We start from the raw sequence: 15,918 nt of genomic DNA on the forward strand, positions 1-15,918 counted from the left end.
TCTGGGGCGTGATGGGTAATGCCGGTGAGGACGATGCGGAATGCGTCGTGTTGGTGCATGGGCTTGCGCGCGGCAGCGGATCCCTTCGGCTTGTCGAGAAGGCACTGGCACGGCGCGGATTCCTCGTCATCAACAACGAATATCCCTCAACGCGCGCGACAATCTCCGAACTTGCCGGCTACGTCGGTGATGCTGTGGCGATGTGCGGGCAGAGACGCGTCAATTTCGTAACCCACTCCATGGGCGGAATTCTTGTTCGCTATTGGCTGGCCCATCGGCGTCCTACAAATCTCGGGCGGGTGGTCATGCTGGCGCCACCCAACAACGGATCCGAGATCGTGGATGTCTTCGGAGAGATGTTGCCATTTCATTGGATCAACGGCCCAGCCGGACGCGAGCTAGGAACCGGTCAGACGGCGTTGCCGAAGCTATTGCCGCTTCCGGATTATCCCGTTGGCATCATCGCAGGCGACATATCCGTCAATCCGCTTTTCAACTCCATCATCAAGGGGCGGAACGATGGAAAAGTGTCCGTGGCATCGACGAGATTGGAGGGTGCGACTGACCATCTGGTGCTACATGCCACGCACACGTTCATGATGTTCAACCCGATCGTCATCGCCGAGATAGTCAATTTTGTCGAAAACGGCGCGTTTCAACACGGCCTGACAATGCAGGAGGCAAGCACGGCGCTCTTCGAGATGTTTCGATAAAGGGCGTGGTGCCTCATCGCTGGCGCAGTCTCAGATCAGACGCCGCCGGCTTCGCTACCGCGTCCCAAAAGTTCGGACACCCACCGGCTGGAGGGATGATGGCGGCAGAATGTCACCAGCGCGATCGAGATCGGTACGCCGATGAACGCGCCGAAAATCCCCCAGAGATAACCCCAGGCAAAAACGGAAAGCAGCACGACGACTGGTGAGAGGGAGAGAGCGCTGCCGGATATGCGCGGTTCAATATAGCTGCCAAGTGTGAACTGAATGAGGTTGAGCCCCAGGAAGATGGCAATCGCCGATTGCCAGTTATCAAGCTGAATGAGCGCAAAGGCGGTCGGAAGCAGCGTTGCCACGAGCGGACCGATGAAGGGTATGTAATTCAAAACGAAGGCAATCGCGCCCCATTCCTTTGCAAGGGGCAGCCCAAAGCTGCTGGTGAAGAACCAGATGAACAGCCCCGTTGTGATGCTCATGATCGTCCGGATCCTCATGAAGCGTCGAAGCTTTTGCGCCGTTTCCCGGCTGCCGTCGAGCAGGAATTTTCTTGCCACCGGATTACGCATCGCCTTGATCCGGCTCTCAAAACCCTCGACCTCCATCAAGCCGAGAAGAAGGTAAGTGAGAGCGATCAGCCAAAAGCTGAACGTGCTGTTGACGCGGCTCGTCACGGCCTGAACCACGCGCATTGCCCAAGCGGCGCCGAAACTGTCGGCCCAGAGCACATCAACGTCGATGCCGTGTCCCTCCAGCCACTGACGAAGCTCATCATAGTGTTGTTGAAAGCGAGCCGTATTGTCGACCATCCACCCGCCGACACGTCCGAAAGACCAGGCAAAGATCCAGCCGAATGCCAGAAGGGCCAGCATCATAACGGCCAATGTCACCAGAAGCGCGATGTATCTTGGAAAAACGGTCTGCATGCGATGCTGGACCGGCCACAGAAGGGCTATCGCCAGGAGCGCGAATGCCAGCGGCGCAAGCACCGTTGCGCCCGCCGGCAACATGGCGATCACGACAAGCACCGCAATGACGACCTGAGCTGAAGGAACTGCTCGATGTCGCCCTGCCCGCATTATTGCCCTCGCCTGGATAGGTCAGAGTGTGTTGTTGAAAATCCGGCCATCCTTCATGACGACCTTCAGGCTCTTCTCGAGATTGTCGATGAGCTTCAGGTCATCGAGCGGATTGCCGCCGCGTTCCCAAGCGACGGCAAGCAGGGCGCGCCATAAGGTGGGCCGACTTTTTTCCTGCGACAACTAATAGTCGGCGGCGTCACGAGCGATGGGGCATGTCATGCAATGCCCACCACCTCGCCCACGCCCAAGCTCTGCGCCCGTGATCGTGATCACCTCAATGCCTTGCTTGCGCAATAAGGTATTGGTGTAGGTATTGCGGTCATAGGCGTAGACGACACCGGGCGATGCGCAGACCAGATTGGCGCCGCTGTCCCATTGGGTTCGCTCGCGCATATAGTCGTTTCCGCCGGTCTCGACGACGCGCATCGCCCTTAGTCCGAGCGCGTCGCGCACAGTGTCGACGAAGGAGCCCTTGTCCTTGTGAAGTTCGATGCCGCCCTTGCCGTCGGGGCGATAGGAAAAGGCTTCGATATTGTTGACGATGTCGGGGTAGATCAGCACGCAATCGCGGTCCGCAAAGGTGAACACGGTATCGAGATGCATGGCAGCGCGCAGCTTCGGCATGGCCGCGACGATGACGCGCTCAGCGGCGCCTTTCTCAAACAGCGCTGCCGCCACCTGGCTGATCGCCTGTCGCGACGTGCGCTCGCTCATGCCGATGAGGACGTTACCCTTACCGATCGGCATGACATCGCCGCCTTCTATCGTCGCAAGGCCCCAGTCCTTCGTTGGATCGCCCCACCATACATTGACCTTGCCGGCGAAATCCGGATGAAACTTGTAGATGGACGTGGTGAGGATCGTCTCCTCATGACGCGCCGGCCAGTAGAGCGCATTCAACGTTACGCCACCATAGATCCAGCAGGTCGTGTCTCGGGTGTAGAGCGTATTCGGCAGCGGCGGCAGTAAGTACTCGTTGACGCCGGCTGCATCGCGGATCAGCGCCAGTTGCTCGCCTCCAATGGCTTCCGGAAATTCAAACGTCGACAGGCCGCCGATCAGCGTTTCGGCCAGATCCCGGTCGGAAAGCCCTTCCAGATAGGATCGCACTTCATTCAGAAGACCGAGACCAATCTGGTTGGCGACGACCTGGTTGTCCAGTATCCACGTCTTGGCCTCGGGGATCGCAACCGTCTCGGCAAGCAGGTTATGCATCTCCACCACGTCGATGCCGCGGTCGCGCATTTTGGTTATGAAATCAAAGTGATCGCGCTTGGCATTGTCGACCCAAAGAACATCGTCGAAGAGAAGCGCGTCACAATTTGTCGGCGTCAGACGCTGATGGGCACGGCCGGGCGCGCAAACCATGACTTTTCGCAATTGGCCAACTTCGGAATGCACGCCAAATGTGATTTCCTGTGTCATCGATCTACTCCCTATGTCATCAAGGCGTGATGGTGCCCGTGAGCAGGCCGTAAAATCCTACGAGACCCGCAATCACGGTGACGGCGAAAACGATGAGTTCGATGCTGGTGAAAAGCGTCACCTTTTGCTCGCGCCGCGCCCAGACGTAAAGGATGGTTCCAGGCACGAACAAAACGCTGACGAGAAGAACGTATTTCAGCCCTGCGGCGACGAACATGACGATCGTGTAAATCACGGCGATCCAGGCAAAAACCTGGTCGCGGCCGCGCTCCTGGGGTGTCTCCTCGTAGCCTTCGCCGCGGCGCGCAAGCAAAACACCGTAGCCTGCGACCAAAAGGTAGGGCAGTAAGGCCGTAACACTCGTCATGTCGAGCATGAAGTTGAAAGCGTCTCGAGACCAATAGGTCGAGATGACGAACAACGAGACGACAATATTTGTCAGCCACAACGCGTTGGCCGGCACCCTGTTGTTGTTCTGTGCCGCAAAAATCCTTGGCATGTCCGCTGATTTGGCAGCGGCAAACAGCACTTCGGCGCAGATCAGCGACCATGCGAGATAGGCGCCGAGGACCGACACCAGCACGCCGATCGAAATGAATACCGCACCCCAATGGCCGACGACGACTTCGAGGACGCCGGCGAGGGAAGGATTCTGGACCCCAGCCATCGTTGCGCGCGGCATCGCAGCGTAAGGAAGCAAAGTGATCGCCACCATCAAACCGGTCACTCCGATGAAGCCCAGAATGGTCGCGGTACCGACATCGGCGCGGGCCCTGGCGAAGCGTGAATAGACGCTCGCTCCTTCGATCCCCAGGAAGACGAAGACCGTGATGAGCATCGTGTCACGAACCTGCGCCACCAGAGATTTTTCCGGCATATCCACACCGCCGAAGAAATTGGCGGAAAACTGCGCGTAGTTGAACGCGAAGGCCATAGCCAGGATGGCGACGATGATCGGGACGATCTTGGCAATTGTCACGATCACGTTGATGAATGCGGCTTGCTCGACGCCGCGCAGGATCATGAAATGGAAGGCCCATATCCCCAGGAGGGAAACAACAATGGCGATGATAGTGCTTCCGTCGCCAAAGATCGAAGGGAAGAACAGACCGAGTGTGGAACCGATCAGGACCCAGTAAAAGACGTTGCCAAGGCAGCTGCCAAGCCAGTACCCGAAGGCGGAAAGGAAGCCCATATAGTTTCCAAAGCCCTCTTTGGCATAGGCAAAGACACCAGAATCAATTTCCGGCTTTTTTTCCGCCAGGGCCTGAAAGACGCGTGCAAGCATGTACATGCCAGTGCCGGCTATCATCCATGCTATGATCGCGCCGAACGGACCGGTCGCCGTCCCGAAACGGCCGGGGAGATTGAATATACCGGCGCCGACCATCGAACCGACCACCATCCCGGTCAGTGCGAAGAGGGATAATTTTTGCGTGGAAGCCGAAGCCATAATGCCCTCTCAGGAAGGTTGTTCGGACTTTTCGAAGATGTCGTGCAGCAGGAACGTGCGTTTACCCACACTATAAAGTGCTTCCGTCCCGGCCGTGATCGCACAGAATCTCAGAACTATGCTTTGCGTCTAAAAGTGACGAAATCCACGAAGTTAGCGAACAATGCGTTAAGCTGCGGCGTTGACGGCAGCGACTTGAAAAACAGAAGACTGGTCGGCGTGAAGCCGGAAGGTCGGGGGAAGCGCCGGTGGCGCGGCATTTTCGCACAAATACGGCAGCGGCCCGGATCTGCGGTGTGACTTGGCTAGACGGAGATTCGACCCGTTGCGAGTGCGTAGATGGCAATCAGGGCCCCTACGGCCGCAACGATGAACACCGGCGTTTCGGCCAGCTTAAACACAGGAAGCTTCTGCTCCCGGCGCGCCATGAAGAACAGGATGGAACCGGGTCCGTAAATGGCGGCGGAGAGCAGCAGATGAGTGCCACCTGCGGCGGCGATGAGGAAGGAAGTGTAGACGAGTGCTATTGCGGAGCGCACGAATTCACGGTGTCGGCTTGCCGAATCCCGTTCGTAGGTCTCGCCGGTCAAAACAAGCTTGAAAGAATAGGCGGAGACGAGGAAATAGGGGATCAGAATCATTGAGCTGGTCAGTTCGATAGCCAGACGAAGCGCATACTGGGCAAATAGCGACAGGATCAGGAAGACCTGCACCACAATGTTGGTCAACCAGAGCGCATTCGACGGCACGCCGGCACTGTTTTCACGCATCAGAAATCCGGGCATCGTCCCATATTTCGAAGCGGAGAAGAGAATTTCTGCGGCAAGCAGAACCCAGGAGAGATAGGCCCCACCAACCGAGATCATCAGCCCGGCGCTGACAAACACGGTGCCCCAGGGGCCGACGACCGACGACAGCACCCCTGCCATCGACGGATTGCGCAAACTGGCAAGATCGGCACGAAGCATGACGCCGTAAGAGAGGATTGTCACCAGGACGAGCAGACAAAGCACGCCCGCAAAGCCGAGTAATGTCGCAATTCCGACATCAGAGCGATTGCGGGCATAGCGAGAGTAGACGCTTGCGCCTTCTATGCCGACGAAGACGAATACCGTCACCAGCATCGTCGCGCGGACCTGCCCTGCGATACCGCCAAAGGTAACGGTGTCACCTCCCCAAAAATTGAGCGCGAAGATGTCGGCTTGGAAACCGTAAATGACAAATACGATGAAGAGGATGATTGGGATAATTTTGGCAAAGGTGACAATCGTATTGATCAACGCCGCTCCGCGGATTCCACGCAAGATCAGCGCGTGAACGGTCCACAGTAGCACCGAGGAGATGGCAATGGCGAAAAGCGTATTTCCATCGCCGAAGATCGGGAAGAAGAGGCCAAGCGTCGACTTGATCAGCACAAAATAGGAAACATTGCCAAGGAGCGCTGCGGACCAGTAGCCGAGCGCGGACAGGAACCCCAGATAGTTGCCGAAACCCGCTTTCGCATAGGCGTAGATGCCGGCGTCCAAGTCTGGTTTGCGTTCCGATAACGTCTGGAAAACGAAGGCGAGCATCAACATGCCGACACCGGCGATCATCCAGGCGATCGTTGCGCCGAATGGGCCTGTCGCGCGTCCGAACGCTTGTGGAAGCGAAAAGATACCAGCGCCGACCATTGATCCCACGGACATCGCCGTCAGGGTCCACAGCGAAAATTTGCCTTCGGAAGAGGAGCTCATGGCAGACAATCCAGGTAGGCCTATCTGGCCGGTACCAACGGCCGTTCATCAGCTAACATTACCTGATCCTCGACCCGCCGGTGATGGCATGGAATCTCATGCCTGTGCCCTGCGTCCCCCAAGCGGATCGAGGCCAGATCTGTCGGCGTGGCGGGCGCAGATCCTCGGCGCTAAATCGGTCCGTTGGTGAAAACAGGCGAATTACCTCGAAAGCCGCGTCGAGAATTCGGGCGGGATCGGACCAGCGATGTCTGCCCAGTGAAACGACACGTTATACAGCGATAGTGGGGAATTATCATGCTCGGTTAGATTGTGCTTTATTGTCGATCATGCTAATAAACGACCCGAAATCCGGCATGAGTACCGCGTGCATGGCCAGGCATCCAGTTGAAATGCGGATTTTGGTTGGAGACTTTCGATGTCGAATTCCGCTTTTGAAAGTGCAGTTCAGTCTGCATCAATATCATGACAGTTCATCAGCTGGGGGCGCGGCAAACAGCCTTTCACTCGGCCCGCCTTGCGTCTGAACGGGGTGCAGCGGAAAAACGCGCATTCGGACCGTCGCAGCTCTCAAATCTATCTTCCTTTGAGTTCGTAACGAGCGCGGTGCCGAGGATCCACCAGTTCGAGGCGTGGCGCACCAATTTCGCCCCGATCTTTGATATCGACTCCGCACGTGACACGAGGAGAGGGTTCATCGGCAGGCACGTCACCTGGGATCTTGGCTGCTTTGTGTTTTCGCAGGTTACGACGGATCCCCTGCAGTTCGGGAGCGTAACACGTCATCTCCACTGGGAGCCGCTCGACCATTTTATCCTGTCGGTTTTGCTTTCCGGAGAGGCGTATACGGAAGCGCCTACCAGCACATTCCGTTGCACTGTCGGTGCCACCCAAGTCCACGCAATGGGTCGCAGTTTCCATGGCAGTCTGACGGCGAGCGAGTTGCTCATGTTGTTCGTCCCGCGGGATTTTTGTCCCCGCGTATCCCAAGCTTTGAGCGCTGCGGAATTCACAACATTGGAAGGCGGCATGGCGCGGCTATTCCATGACTATATGGTGGGGCTCGCCAATCAGCTGCCATTCGTCCAACAGGCCGATCTTCCCGCCCTGGTCGAGGCGACGCGAGCGATGATACTCGCGTGCGCCTCTCCTTCGGTCGACAACGTACAGACGGCAAGTCATCCGATTGCAGTAACACTACTCGACCGTGCGCAAAAGATCATACAATCGAGGCTGTTCGACCCGACCATGGGACCTGAGACGCTCGAGCGAGAATTGGGCGTTTCGCGATCGCGACTGTACCGCATGTTCGAGGCTTTTGGCGGCGTCAAGCATTACATTCAACATAGGCGTCTGCTCGATGCACACGCAGCTTTGGCCAATCCGAGCGATCAACGCCGCATACTCGATTTGGCAGAGCAGCGCTGCTTCAGTGACGGCACAGAATTCAGTCGCGCCTTCAAGCGGGAATTCGGCTATAGCCCGACGGACGTGCGGATCGGAAGAAGAAGCAATTTTCCTTGCCGACAGTCTCCGGGCCTTGAGGAAAGCGACCCCGCAAGCCGGTTTGGAACAATGCTGCGCAGGCTGCACGGCTGAACCGGCCACATGACCCACTCGACTTATTCCTGAAAACAGTAACAAGGGCGAACCAGAGGCGACAGTTGCAAGCCTCGACACGATCTGAAAAGCGACGGATTAATCAATAGCGTGTCCGATGGACCACGAGTTCAAGGCAAAATTAGATCGAAAGTCCAGACGCAAGCGATTGCTTGAGGCTGTCAATGGTCGCTCCCGCACGCCGTTTGGCGACCAGGATCTGGGCCGTATCCGCAGCACTTGGATCGAAGTGATTGATGCCGTGCCGGCGACACCATTCGTCAAGCAACAAGCTCAATGCAACGAGATCCGCGGAGCCGATCGAATTCTCGTCTTCCCTAACAATTCGCCACATCATGTTCTCCGATCTGCCTGCGATTCGCGTCACTGCGATATTTCAACCGAAGCGACCTGAAAAATAGGCAGCCGTGTGCGTAGGCTGCCCCATTAGCCGGTTGACAAGAGGAGACCGTTGACCCTGGTCTATTTCTGTTTTCCGGTATCGGGGATATGGTTCGCGAGCGCTGCAACTGACCGTTCGAGCGATGGCGGGTGAGCCCGCTTCTGCCGATGCGCCCTCGCGAACCTCCTCCCAGCGCGAGCAGTCAACAATATATCATGTAATGATGTATTAAAAGGACATTTTGCTTGCCGCAAGGCATCTATGAGGGCTTGGCGGGCGCCCGGCTTGCGATGCATCGATTTCTCTCTTTCCGCTCACCATACGCTCTTCGTCTGCGTGCTTTAGCCGTGCCTTGACAATGACGGTTTCTGGTAATGGACGGATGGTTGTTCCATCCCGTTCGAACGCCTTCTCTTGGCGTTCGATTGCCTGCGGCGAGGTCTTGATCATCCAGACGTCATAGGGTTCGTACCCGTATCATTCGTCTCGAGCGCCAGCCGTCACGATGCGCCGCTAACCAAGCTCCTTGAAAATTCTGGAAAGTCATGAATTTGGCACAGTCATTCTGCCATTTTGATGAGATAACGGTTCCCGAGCGAGGCCGGCGGGATGCCTCTCCCGCGTTCAGTCGCGCCGCCCATCCGTTCTCCAGCGTAACCACGCGAAATAACATCACGCATAACGTATGAAAAGGATTAGTTCGATGCCTCGCTCCCGACGCGGTTCCTCGGGCCTGAACGATGATATCTACAATGGGCTGGCCGGGTTTCGTCTGGCAATGCGACGCTTCCTGGCCTTCAGCGAGGCTGCACTTGCGGAGGCTGGCGTCACATCGCAGCAATACCAAGCGCTGCTTGTCGTGCGTACGTCCCGCGACAGGAATGTGCGCATACGTGACCTCGCCGAACAGATGCTCATGCATCACAACGGCGCCGTCCAGCTTGTCGACCGCATGTGTGCTGCCGGCCTTACGGAGCGGATTCCTGCAGAGGACGACAAGCGTAGCGTTCTGATCGGCATGACGTCGAAAGGGCATGACATTCTCGAAGGCCTCGCAAGGGTGCACGTCGAGGGCATGCTGGTCAACGAGCCGCTTCTGGCCGAATCCCTTTCGCGTCTTCGGCAGGTGACGGAACTCGCCTGAGCGCCGTCACCATTTTTTGATTGCTTCTCTGTTGATGTTTTTCCGATTTTATATCATGCTGTGATACAAAAGAGGAGAACAGCAATGCAAGATCAGGAAAGCGGCTGGGCCCACTACCGACCGTCCAAGACGCTCTGGATATGGTCAATGATCGGTGCGTCGGCACTGACGATGGTCGTCGGTTTCACCTGGGCCGGATGGATGACGACAGGACGCGCGAACGTCATGCGAGACATCGGGGTGCGGGATGCGAAGGCTGATCTTGTGGCGGCAATCTGCGTCCACAATTTCGTCACAGCAAGCGATGCCCAAGAGAATCTCAAGGCGCTGAAGGCCAAATCATCCTGGCAACGTGGAGACTTCATCAACGAGGGCGGCTGGGCGACGATTGCCGGCATTGACGATAAGTCGACCAATGGGGCAGACGCCTGCGCCGACCAGCTGGCGAAATTGAAGGAATTGCCCTCTCCTGCCGATACGGCGGTGACTGGCAGCTAGGATCGGCCGGATGTGATGAGATATCCGGCTGGCGCAGGCCCGTCCGAAATGATTTCGGGCGGGCCGATTTTTGTCAACCCGCTAGGAGCGAGCATCGTCGCGCCTGAGCGCCAACAGCACTTCCCGCATCATCAAGTGCGCGGCGCTCAGCACTGCCGGCGACAAGGGCCGGCCGTCCCGAGCGTCCCTGGCGATTTTCAAGAGACCAGCGAGTTCTATCGGATTTTCGATGAACCCATCGAGCGCATCTTCGATCTCCTTTGGAAACTTGCATTCTACGTTGATCGTGGCAATTTGGCCTTTATCATCGAGCACATTCCGTTCGACAAGAATACTCTCAAGAGCGCTCAGCCATAGCCCAAGTTGCTGACGTTCATCCGGCATGATGCCCCTCCCCTGTCTGTTCACGATAACAGCCGTATTTCGCTCGGCGCGTGAGCAACGCGACCCTCGCGAATTGCACGGATGTAGTTCAACACGTTGCCGACGATGGTCGGATCGACGGGCTTGGAAATCACACCGATGACGTTCGAGAGCCCTGACTGGATGGCTTGCGGATTTGCCGTGACCATGACCACCGATATACCGAATTCAGTTGCAAGATATTGTCCGATACGCTGCCCGGTCGCTCCGTCGCTGAGGTTGACGTCGACAAGGGCGATCGTGCTGAACGGGGCAAGCAGCCGTGCGGTCTCAAAGCTCTCGGCTAAGCCCGACGTCTCATAACCCAAGCCGGATACGATATCGCGCATATCCTGCGCCAATATCAGGTTGTCTTCGACAATAAGTATTTTCACTTCCTCTGCCCCCAGCCCTGTCTTCGTTCATCCTGCATTCAGGATTGACAATATCGCCGAACCATTAAAGAATGTCATCACATGATATAAGGGAGCCGCCGATGACGAAGACCGCTTTCATCTCTGCCGTATTCGCGAGCTATGTCGCCGTCATGTTTGTTATCGCCTCGATTCCCGACGAGACAGCGTCCGAACTTTCGCAGGTACGGACCGATCATTCGATCAATTAACCATCCGTGAGGACGGTAATGATCAGAAGATCGCCTCTTGGCGATTGGAGCCTTCACGAACAAACCGGTTGTTCTCCCGCATGATGTCGCGGCAGGTGAGCCTGTTTCTTGTTTGCGTCTCTATCGTCGTTGCAAGCATCTGGGGTGACGCCATCTATATCATCTTCTGCCTCTAAGTGCGCATTTACGTCACGCCATGATATTATATGGCGAGCGTGGAATAGTCGCAGGGTTTTTCCAGTGCTCCTCGTAGCAAGGAGTATGGAGATGCAGCACGCCTGCCTTCCCCGTAGATCCGGTCACCCACAGTATGTTTCCCACGCGAGGACGGGACCGTTACCGGGGCCTTTCACCTGGAAAAACGACACCTGAAATGCGCCTGCGTTGACGGCGACAGCAACGTCCCCTCGGCTGCGTCTCGCTGACCGAGAACCTGACGATGGTCGCAATGGCGATTTGGGTGATCGCAAGGAGGCTCTCCCGCGACCGGTACGAAAGAACCCCCACCTGCCGAGCAATCGCGCGTTCGCTCCCTATGACGTGGCGGCGTTTCGACGTCGCTACGGTGTCAGCCGACAGGAGGCGGAGCGGCTTCTGTTCCGGTTTGGCCCGGGCAGATCAGATCGATCCGCTTCTTTCTGCCCGGGACAGGAGGCCCAAGCGCGTAAGACAGAGATCGACACGTCCGGCGAACGGGCAGCTTTCGGTATAGGGCAGCTTGTATTCAGTTACATCTGGAGCTGCGATCCAGAGCTGCGGTGATGCCGTCAAGGGAATAGACATAGGTCGTGTCCGTCCCGCGTGCCGACGTCGCCTGAAGCACCATCTTGCTACCGGCTTTGAGTGCGCGGATCAGTTCCGGCGTGCGCTTTTCATTGTTCACCCAGGCAGCGTTACCCTTCGTGAACATCCTGAATTTCTTATCTCCCACTGATAGTTCGGCGATGGAGCCGGGCTTCAAGGGATAGCCCATAATCGCCTCAGGCTCTCGACGGCTGGTCTGCTCGCCCGGCGCGACAAGGAAGTAATTCTTCCCGTGATCGACGCCCAACGGTTTCGCGTCTTCCGGCACCGACAAAACATAGCAGGTCTCTTTACCGCCTCTGTCGAAGGAATAGATGAGCCAGTCGCCGCTTTGTCCAACCATCCTTGGCGTCGCCTGAAGGGGTCCGATAGAGCCAAACGTCGCAGCGATGATAAGGCAGGCAAGCTTCTTCATTGATATCTTCTTCATCTTCGTGAATTGATGTGACGTCTGTGGTCAGTGTCAGGACACTATGGTCTTCGAACGCATACCGCGCGTAAATCTCACCCCTTCGACAATGATTTCGCCATTGGCCACAAAACCTTCCCAGATGCGATTTCCAAGCTGGCACGTGACCTTGGCGGTGTTCTCGTCCTCTTCGGTGACCGTGACGACAATCAGCCCCTGCCCGCGGTACCGCTGGAATTCGCGTGTCGTCAGGCCGAGGCGCAAGGCGAGGATGTCGTCGGAAAGGGGCGCGGGCGTTTTGTTGCTGGACATGAAATCTGCCGTGTTCACGTTCAGGATAATGTCACCCTATGATATAATATAAGAAGATGCGGTGGTTCAAGCCGCTAATCGACATTGACCGTATCGCACCGGGGCGAAGGAACAAGTGTCCGTTTTCCCAGGCTCGCCGATCTTGTACAGACCGGGACTTCGGGCATTACCGCCTCAAGGGGATGGTCCTATTTGTTGCCGCTGGCGCTCAGCCCGTTCGGCTTCATGATCTCGGCCTTCCTTTGCAAGTCGGCGTGGCGAAATTTCTGCCCAACGTGGCTCTCCAACATTGAAGCGACATTGAAGTCAGATGTCGTTTGACATTTCAGCGGCTCACACCGCGCTCTCCCGGGAAATCCCATTGCGGCCGGTAAGGTGCAGAGGACGCCCATAAGGCGAAGCAGACGGTACAGACGATAAGGGCGCCGATTGTCGCCACGAGCACGATCTTGATATCTCTTCCCATCGGCAACTCCTATATCATGTGATGATATATTTATTGGCTAGGCGCCAGTCAATGCTGTTTCACAGCTCGGCTTTGATGAGGCTTCACATTCGACGCTTGTTTCGAATAATAACGGCGAGGCTAGTCTCGCCGTTTCATGAGAGGCAGTTACCTTGCAACTTCGCCATCAGATCCTTGCCCTTGCGGTTCTTCCACTTATGCTCGCGATCACCCTGATCACGGCCTTCACGACATGGCAGTCCTCGAATCTGGCCCAGAGCAGCATCGAGGCGTTCGAACGCAACATGCTGAAGGCCAAAGAGAGCGAGCTTCTCAATCTGACAAACCTTGCTCTGTCGGCGATCAAGGATGCCTACGACGCTGCGGGACCGGACGATGAGCAGGCAAAGGAACAGGTCAGGCAGATATTGACGTCCCTTGACTACGGGCAGGACGGGTATTTCTTCGTTTACGACTACGACGGCAATAACGTCGTTCATCCGCGCCAATCATTCAGGCCGGGCCGCAACTGGCTGGACCTCACCGATCCTGACGGTGATCAGGTGATTGCGAACCTGATCTCCAAGGCGAAAGAAGGCGGAGGCCTTCACCAATATAAATGGGAGAAGCCTTCCAGCGGATCGATGGCCGACAAGCTGTCCTTTGCGGCAGGCCTAGACAAATGGCGTTGGATGATCGGTACCGGCGTTTATCTCGACGATGTCTTTGCCCAGACCGCGGCCGCCAAGGCGGATCTGAAGCAGAGCATCAGGCACACCTTTGTCGTCGTGACATTGATCGCCATTCCGTCGGTTCTGCTTGTCTTTGTAACTTGCATGGGCATTACCCTTCATGAGCGCCGCATGGCCGATGGCAAACAGAAACTGCTGACGCAACGCATTATCGATACGCAGGAGGAGGAGCGAGCGAGACTCGCGCGGGAACTGCACGATGGCGTTTCGCAAAACCTGGTCGGCGTCCGCTATGCCTTTGATCTCGCCTCTCGCAAGGTCAGGGCAAATACCGCCGACGCCGTTGCGGCGATCGATCGGGGGATCGACGCATTGAATGGAGCGATCAAGGAAGTCAGGGATCTGTCGCATGAATTGCGCCCACGTATTCTCGACGATCTCGGACTGACCGCCGCATTGACGTCGCTTGGCAATCGTTTTCAAGAGCGGACGGGCATCACCGTATCGGTGGAATCCTCAAGCCCCGACACGCTTAAACCCGAAGCCAATACGGCACTCTACCGGATAGCGCAGGAGGCGCTCGCAAATGTTGAACGGCATGCCGAAGCCTCTCAGGTCTCAATCAGGATCTGGAGTACGAAAGGCCGTGTACGCATGTTGATCGCGGACAACGGGATTGGGTTCGCCAGAAAACCGGCGAATGAAAGCCAGACCTACTCGGGTGGGCTCGGGCTTAGAAACATGCAGGAACGAATGGCGCATTTTCGGGGCATTTTGATCGTTCAAACCAATGAGCATGGCACGGCACTGACCGCCATGTTTCCCAAATCGGCCAATGCGACAACGCCAGCGAAAGCAGCATGAAGAGAAAGCGAGATATTTCCGTCATTCTCGTCGACAATCACCCGCTCGTTCTCGAGGGGCTGCGCGCAGTGCTGGAGACCTACGAGCACATAAAAGTCGTCGGCACCGCCGGAGCTGTTCAAGCAGGCCTTGACATATCAGCGCGACACCCCCCCGACATCGTCCTCCTGGACATCAACATGCCGCAGATCAGCGGCATCGATGCAATAGAGCTCTTCAAGGGCGCTGCCCCGTCGACCAGGGTCCTCATGCTGTCAATGCACGACAGCCGCGAATATATATCCGCATCGGTCCTCAAAGGCGCCTCGGGCTATATCCTCAAAGACGTCCCCAATGAAGAGATTGTCCGAGCGATCGAAACAGTAGCCGCCGGCGGCACCTATTTTTCCACCGGGGTTTCGGAGGTGCTTCTCCAGCCCAGGCGGAAGCAGGACAACGATCCGTTGCCGATCACGGCACGCGAGCGCGAAATCCTGACGCATCTTGCCATGGGGCGAAGCAACCGGGACATAGCCGGACTGCTCAATCTGTCGGTCGCGACCATCGAAACGCATCGCAAGACCATCAAGCGCAAACTAGGGGTTTCAACCACCGCCGACCTGACACGCATCGCAATAGAGCATGGCCTGACATCGGCGGGCTGAGCGTTCTACCCACTACTGGGTAGAGGCCCTCAATTGACCACTCTCTCATATTGCGTCGCCTGAAAGCAGTCCGTACGTGTCTTCGCCGACCGCTGCCTGCGGTTTCGGGAGGACATCATGGCTGGATTTTTGGCGCTATCGCGGGCGGTAGACGCGATCAATACCTTTTTCGGGAAAGCCGTTTCCTGGCTTCTGCTGCTGGCAGTTCTGATCAGCGCCGTCAACGCGACGACACGCAAGCTCTTCAATCTGAGTTCCAATGCGTGGCTGGAGGCGCAGTGGTACCTGTTCTCCGCCGCATTCCTGGTCGCGGCCGCGTGGACTTTGATGAGCAACGAGCATGTCAAGGTGGATCTGGTCTATGGGCGCCTTTCCCGTCGGGTCCAGCTCTGGATCGAAGTCCTCGGCACGATCCTCTTTTTGTTCCCGTTTTGCTTTATCACCATCTACCTCTCCTGGCCGACGGTGATCGAGAAGTTTTCGACCGGGGAAATATCCAACAACACCGGCGGGCTCATCCTCTGGCCGGTCTGGGCGATGATTCCGCTTGGTTTCGGGCTGCTCGCACTTCAGGGCGTTTCCGAACTCATCAAGCGGATTGCGATCCTTCGTGGCGACTTGCCCGACGCCATCGCGATCGCAGACACCGAAGCGCAGACCCTCTAAGGCCA

The 15,918-nt window shown here is 56.8% G+C and carries 20 protein-coding genes and 1 pseudogene; 10 read left to right on the forward strand and 11 right to left on the reverse strand.

Features of this window, described 5'->3' with window-relative positions:
* The first annotated feature begins 11 nt into the window (after nucleotides 1–11).
* Nucleotides 12–713: an alpha/beta fold hydrolase gene (locus ACK9YZ_RS29485; RefSeq protein WP_216760784.1), complete on the forward strand. Its 702-nt coding sequence runs from the start codon at nucleotides 12–14 to the stop codon at nucleotides 711–713.
* A gap of 35 nt (nucleotides 714–748) precedes the next feature.
* On the opposite strand, the gene ACK9YZ_RS29490 is transcribed toward ACK9YZ_RS29485, so the two are convergent.
* The 5 genes from ACK9YZ_RS29490 to ACK9YZ_RS29510 all read right to left on the reverse strand — a co-directional run bounded on the left by ACK9YZ_RS29490 (nucleotide 749) and on the right by ACK9YZ_RS29510 (nucleotide 6,406).
* Complete coding sequence (locus ACK9YZ_RS29490) at nucleotides 749–1,789, reverse strand: AI-2E family transporter (protein WP_216760159.1); 1,041 nt, start codon at nucleotides 1,787–1,789, stop codon at nucleotides 749–751.
* A 21-nt stretch (nucleotides 1,790–1,810) separates the two neighbouring features.
* A complete protein-coding gene (locus tag ACK9YZ_RS29495; RefSeq protein ID WP_416067101.1) occupies nucleotides 1,811–1,972 on the reverse strand; it encodes a hypothetical protein in 162 nt (53 codons plus the stop codon).
* A complete protein-coding gene (locus ACK9YZ_RS29500) occupies nucleotides 1,973–3,217 on the reverse strand; it encodes an arginine deiminase (protein WP_416067102.1) in 1,245 nt (414 codons plus the stop codon).
* 19 nt (nucleotides 3,218–3,236) lie between these two features.
* Nucleotides 3,237–4,670, reverse strand: a complete 1,434-nt coding sequence (locus ACK9YZ_RS29505; protein WP_416067103.1) for a basic amino acid/polyamine antiporter — start codon at nucleotides 4,668–4,670, stop codon at nucleotides 3,237–3,239.
* Between the two features lie 305 nt (nucleotides 4,671–4,975).
* On the reverse strand, nucleotides 4,976–6,406 hold the full coding sequence (locus ACK9YZ_RS29510) for a basic amino acid/polyamine antiporter (protein WP_416067104.1): 1,431 nt from the start codon (nucleotides 6,404–6,406) through the stop codon (nucleotides 4,976–4,978).
* 465 nt (nucleotides 6,407–6,871) lie between these two features.
* Between ACK9YZ_RS29510 and ACK9YZ_RS29515 the strand changes: the two genes are divergently transcribed.
* Both ACK9YZ_RS29515 and ACK9YZ_RS29520 read left to right on the forward strand, forming a co-directional pair.
* Nucleotides 6,872–8,005, forward strand: a complete 1,134-nt coding sequence (locus tag ACK9YZ_RS29515) for a helix-turn-helix domain-containing protein (RefSeq protein ID WP_416067105.1) — start codon at nucleotides 6,872–6,874, stop codon at nucleotides 8,003–8,005.
* A gap of 118 nt (nucleotides 8,006–8,123) precedes the next feature.
* Nucleotides 8,124–8,420: a hypothetical protein gene (locus ACK9YZ_RS29520; RefSeq protein ID WP_416067106.1), complete on the forward strand. Its 297-nt coding sequence runs from the start codon at nucleotides 8,124–8,126 to the stop codon at nucleotides 8,418–8,420.
* A gap of 216 nt (nucleotides 8,421–8,636) precedes the next feature.
* On the opposite strand, the gene ACK9YZ_RS29525 is transcribed toward ACK9YZ_RS29520, so the two are convergent.
* Nucleotides 8,637–8,858, reverse strand: a complete 222-nt coding sequence (locus ACK9YZ_RS29525) for a hypothetical protein (protein WP_416067107.1) — start codon at nucleotides 8,856–8,858, stop codon at nucleotides 8,637–8,639.
* 253 nt (nucleotides 8,859–9,111) lie between these two features.
* Here ACK9YZ_RS29525 and ACK9YZ_RS29530 point away from each other — a divergent pair, with 253 nt between their 5' ends.
* Together ACK9YZ_RS29530 and ACK9YZ_RS29535 are read left to right on the forward strand one after the other, a co-directional pair.
* Nucleotides 9,112–9,552, forward strand: coding sequence for a MarR family winged helix-turn-helix transcriptional regulator (locus ACK9YZ_RS29530; protein ID WP_216760153.1), 441 nt, complete (start codon nucleotides 9,112–9,114; stop codon nucleotides 9,550–9,552).
* 84 nt (nucleotides 9,553–9,636) lie between these two features.
* A complete protein-coding gene (locus ACK9YZ_RS29535) occupies nucleotides 9,637–10,050 on the forward strand; it encodes a hypothetical protein (protein WP_216760152.1) in 414 nt (137 codons plus the stop codon).
* An 81-nt stretch (nucleotides 10,051–10,131) separates the two neighbouring features.
* On the opposite strand, the gene ACK9YZ_RS29540 is transcribed toward ACK9YZ_RS29535, so the two are convergent.
* Entirely contained in the window at nucleotides 10,132–10,434 is a 303-nt protein-coding gene (locus ACK9YZ_RS29540; RefSeq protein ID WP_216760151.1) for a hypothetical protein, read from the reverse strand.
* Nucleotides 10,435–10,454: 20 nt separating this feature from the next.
* Complete coding sequence (locus ACK9YZ_RS29545) at nucleotides 10,455–10,847, reverse strand: response regulator (RefSeq protein ID WP_416067108.1); 393 nt, start codon at nucleotides 10,845–10,847, stop codon at nucleotides 10,455–10,457.
* 101 nt (nucleotides 10,848–10,948) lie between these two features.
* Between ACK9YZ_RS29545 and ACK9YZ_RS29550 the strand changes: the two genes are divergently transcribed.
* Nucleotides 10,949–11,077 (forward strand): hypothetical protein, encoded by a 129-nt coding sequence (locus tag ACK9YZ_RS29550; protein ID WP_301925087.1) that lies wholly within the window; start codon nucleotides 10,949–10,951, stop codon nucleotides 11,075–11,077.
* Nucleotides 11,078–11,436: 359 nt separating this feature from the next.
* Nucleotides 11,437–11,549 (forward strand): annotated as a pseudogene (locus tag ACK9YZ_RS29555) (glutaredoxin); the annotation flags it as partial.
* A gap of 252 nt (nucleotides 11,550–11,801) precedes the next feature.
* On the opposite strand, the gene ACK9YZ_RS29560 reads toward ACK9YZ_RS29555, so the two are convergent.
* The 3 genes from ACK9YZ_RS29560 to ACK9YZ_RS29570 all read right to left on the reverse strand — a co-directional run bounded on the left by ACK9YZ_RS29560 (nucleotide 11,802) and on the right by ACK9YZ_RS29570 (nucleotide 13,068).
* Nucleotides 11,802–12,296 (reverse strand): invasion associated locus B family protein, encoded by a 495-nt coding sequence (locus tag ACK9YZ_RS29560; protein WP_416067109.1) that lies wholly within the window; start codon nucleotides 12,294–12,296, stop codon nucleotides 11,802–11,804.
* Nucleotides 12,297–12,344: 48 nt separating this feature from the next.
* Nucleotides 12,345–12,602 carry a hypothetical protein gene (locus ACK9YZ_RS29565; protein WP_416067110.1) on the reverse strand — a complete coding sequence of 86 codons (258 nt, stop codon included), beginning with the start codon at nucleotides 12,600–12,602 and terminating at the stop codon, nucleotides 12,345–12,347.
* Between the two features lie 325 nt (nucleotides 12,603–12,927).
* Nucleotides 12,928–13,068 carry a hypothetical protein gene (locus ACK9YZ_RS29570; protein ID WP_216760147.1) on the reverse strand — a complete coding sequence of 47 codons (141 nt, stop codon included), beginning with the start codon at nucleotides 13,066–13,068 and terminating at the stop codon, nucleotides 12,928–12,930.
* A 152-nt stretch (nucleotides 13,069–13,220) separates the two neighbouring features.
* Between ACK9YZ_RS29570 and ACK9YZ_RS29575 the strand changes: the two genes are divergently transcribed.
* The 3 genes from ACK9YZ_RS29575 to ACK9YZ_RS29585 all read left to right on the forward strand — a co-directional run bounded on the left by ACK9YZ_RS29575 (nucleotide 13,221) and on the right by ACK9YZ_RS29585 (nucleotide 15,913).
* Nucleotides 13,221–14,603 (forward strand): cache domain-containing protein, encoded by a 1,383-nt coding sequence (locus tag ACK9YZ_RS29575; RefSeq protein WP_216760146.1) that lies wholly within the window; start codon nucleotides 13,221–13,223, stop codon nucleotides 14,601–14,603.
* Nucleotides 14,600–15,247, forward strand: coding sequence for a response regulator (locus ACK9YZ_RS29580; RefSeq protein WP_216760145.1), 648 nt, complete (start codon nucleotides 14,600–14,602; stop codon nucleotides 15,245–15,247). The genes ACK9YZ_RS29575 and ACK9YZ_RS29580 overlap by 4 nt, the downstream gene beginning before the upstream one ends.
* A gap of 117 nt (nucleotides 15,248–15,364) precedes the next feature.
* The gene (locus ACK9YZ_RS29585) at nucleotides 15,365–15,913 is read left to right on the forward strand and encodes a TRAP transporter small permease subunit (protein WP_416067111.1); all 549 of its coding nucleotides are present in this window, start codon (nucleotides 15,365–15,367) and stop codon (nucleotides 15,911–15,913) included.
* Nucleotides 15,914–15,918: the final 5 nt, after the last annotated feature.

It is taken from the genome of Rhizobium sp. ZK1, assembly GCF_047782645.1.
Taxonomy (GTDB): Bacteria; Pseudomonadota; Alphaproteobacteria; order Rhizobiales; family Rhizobiaceae; genus Rhizobium.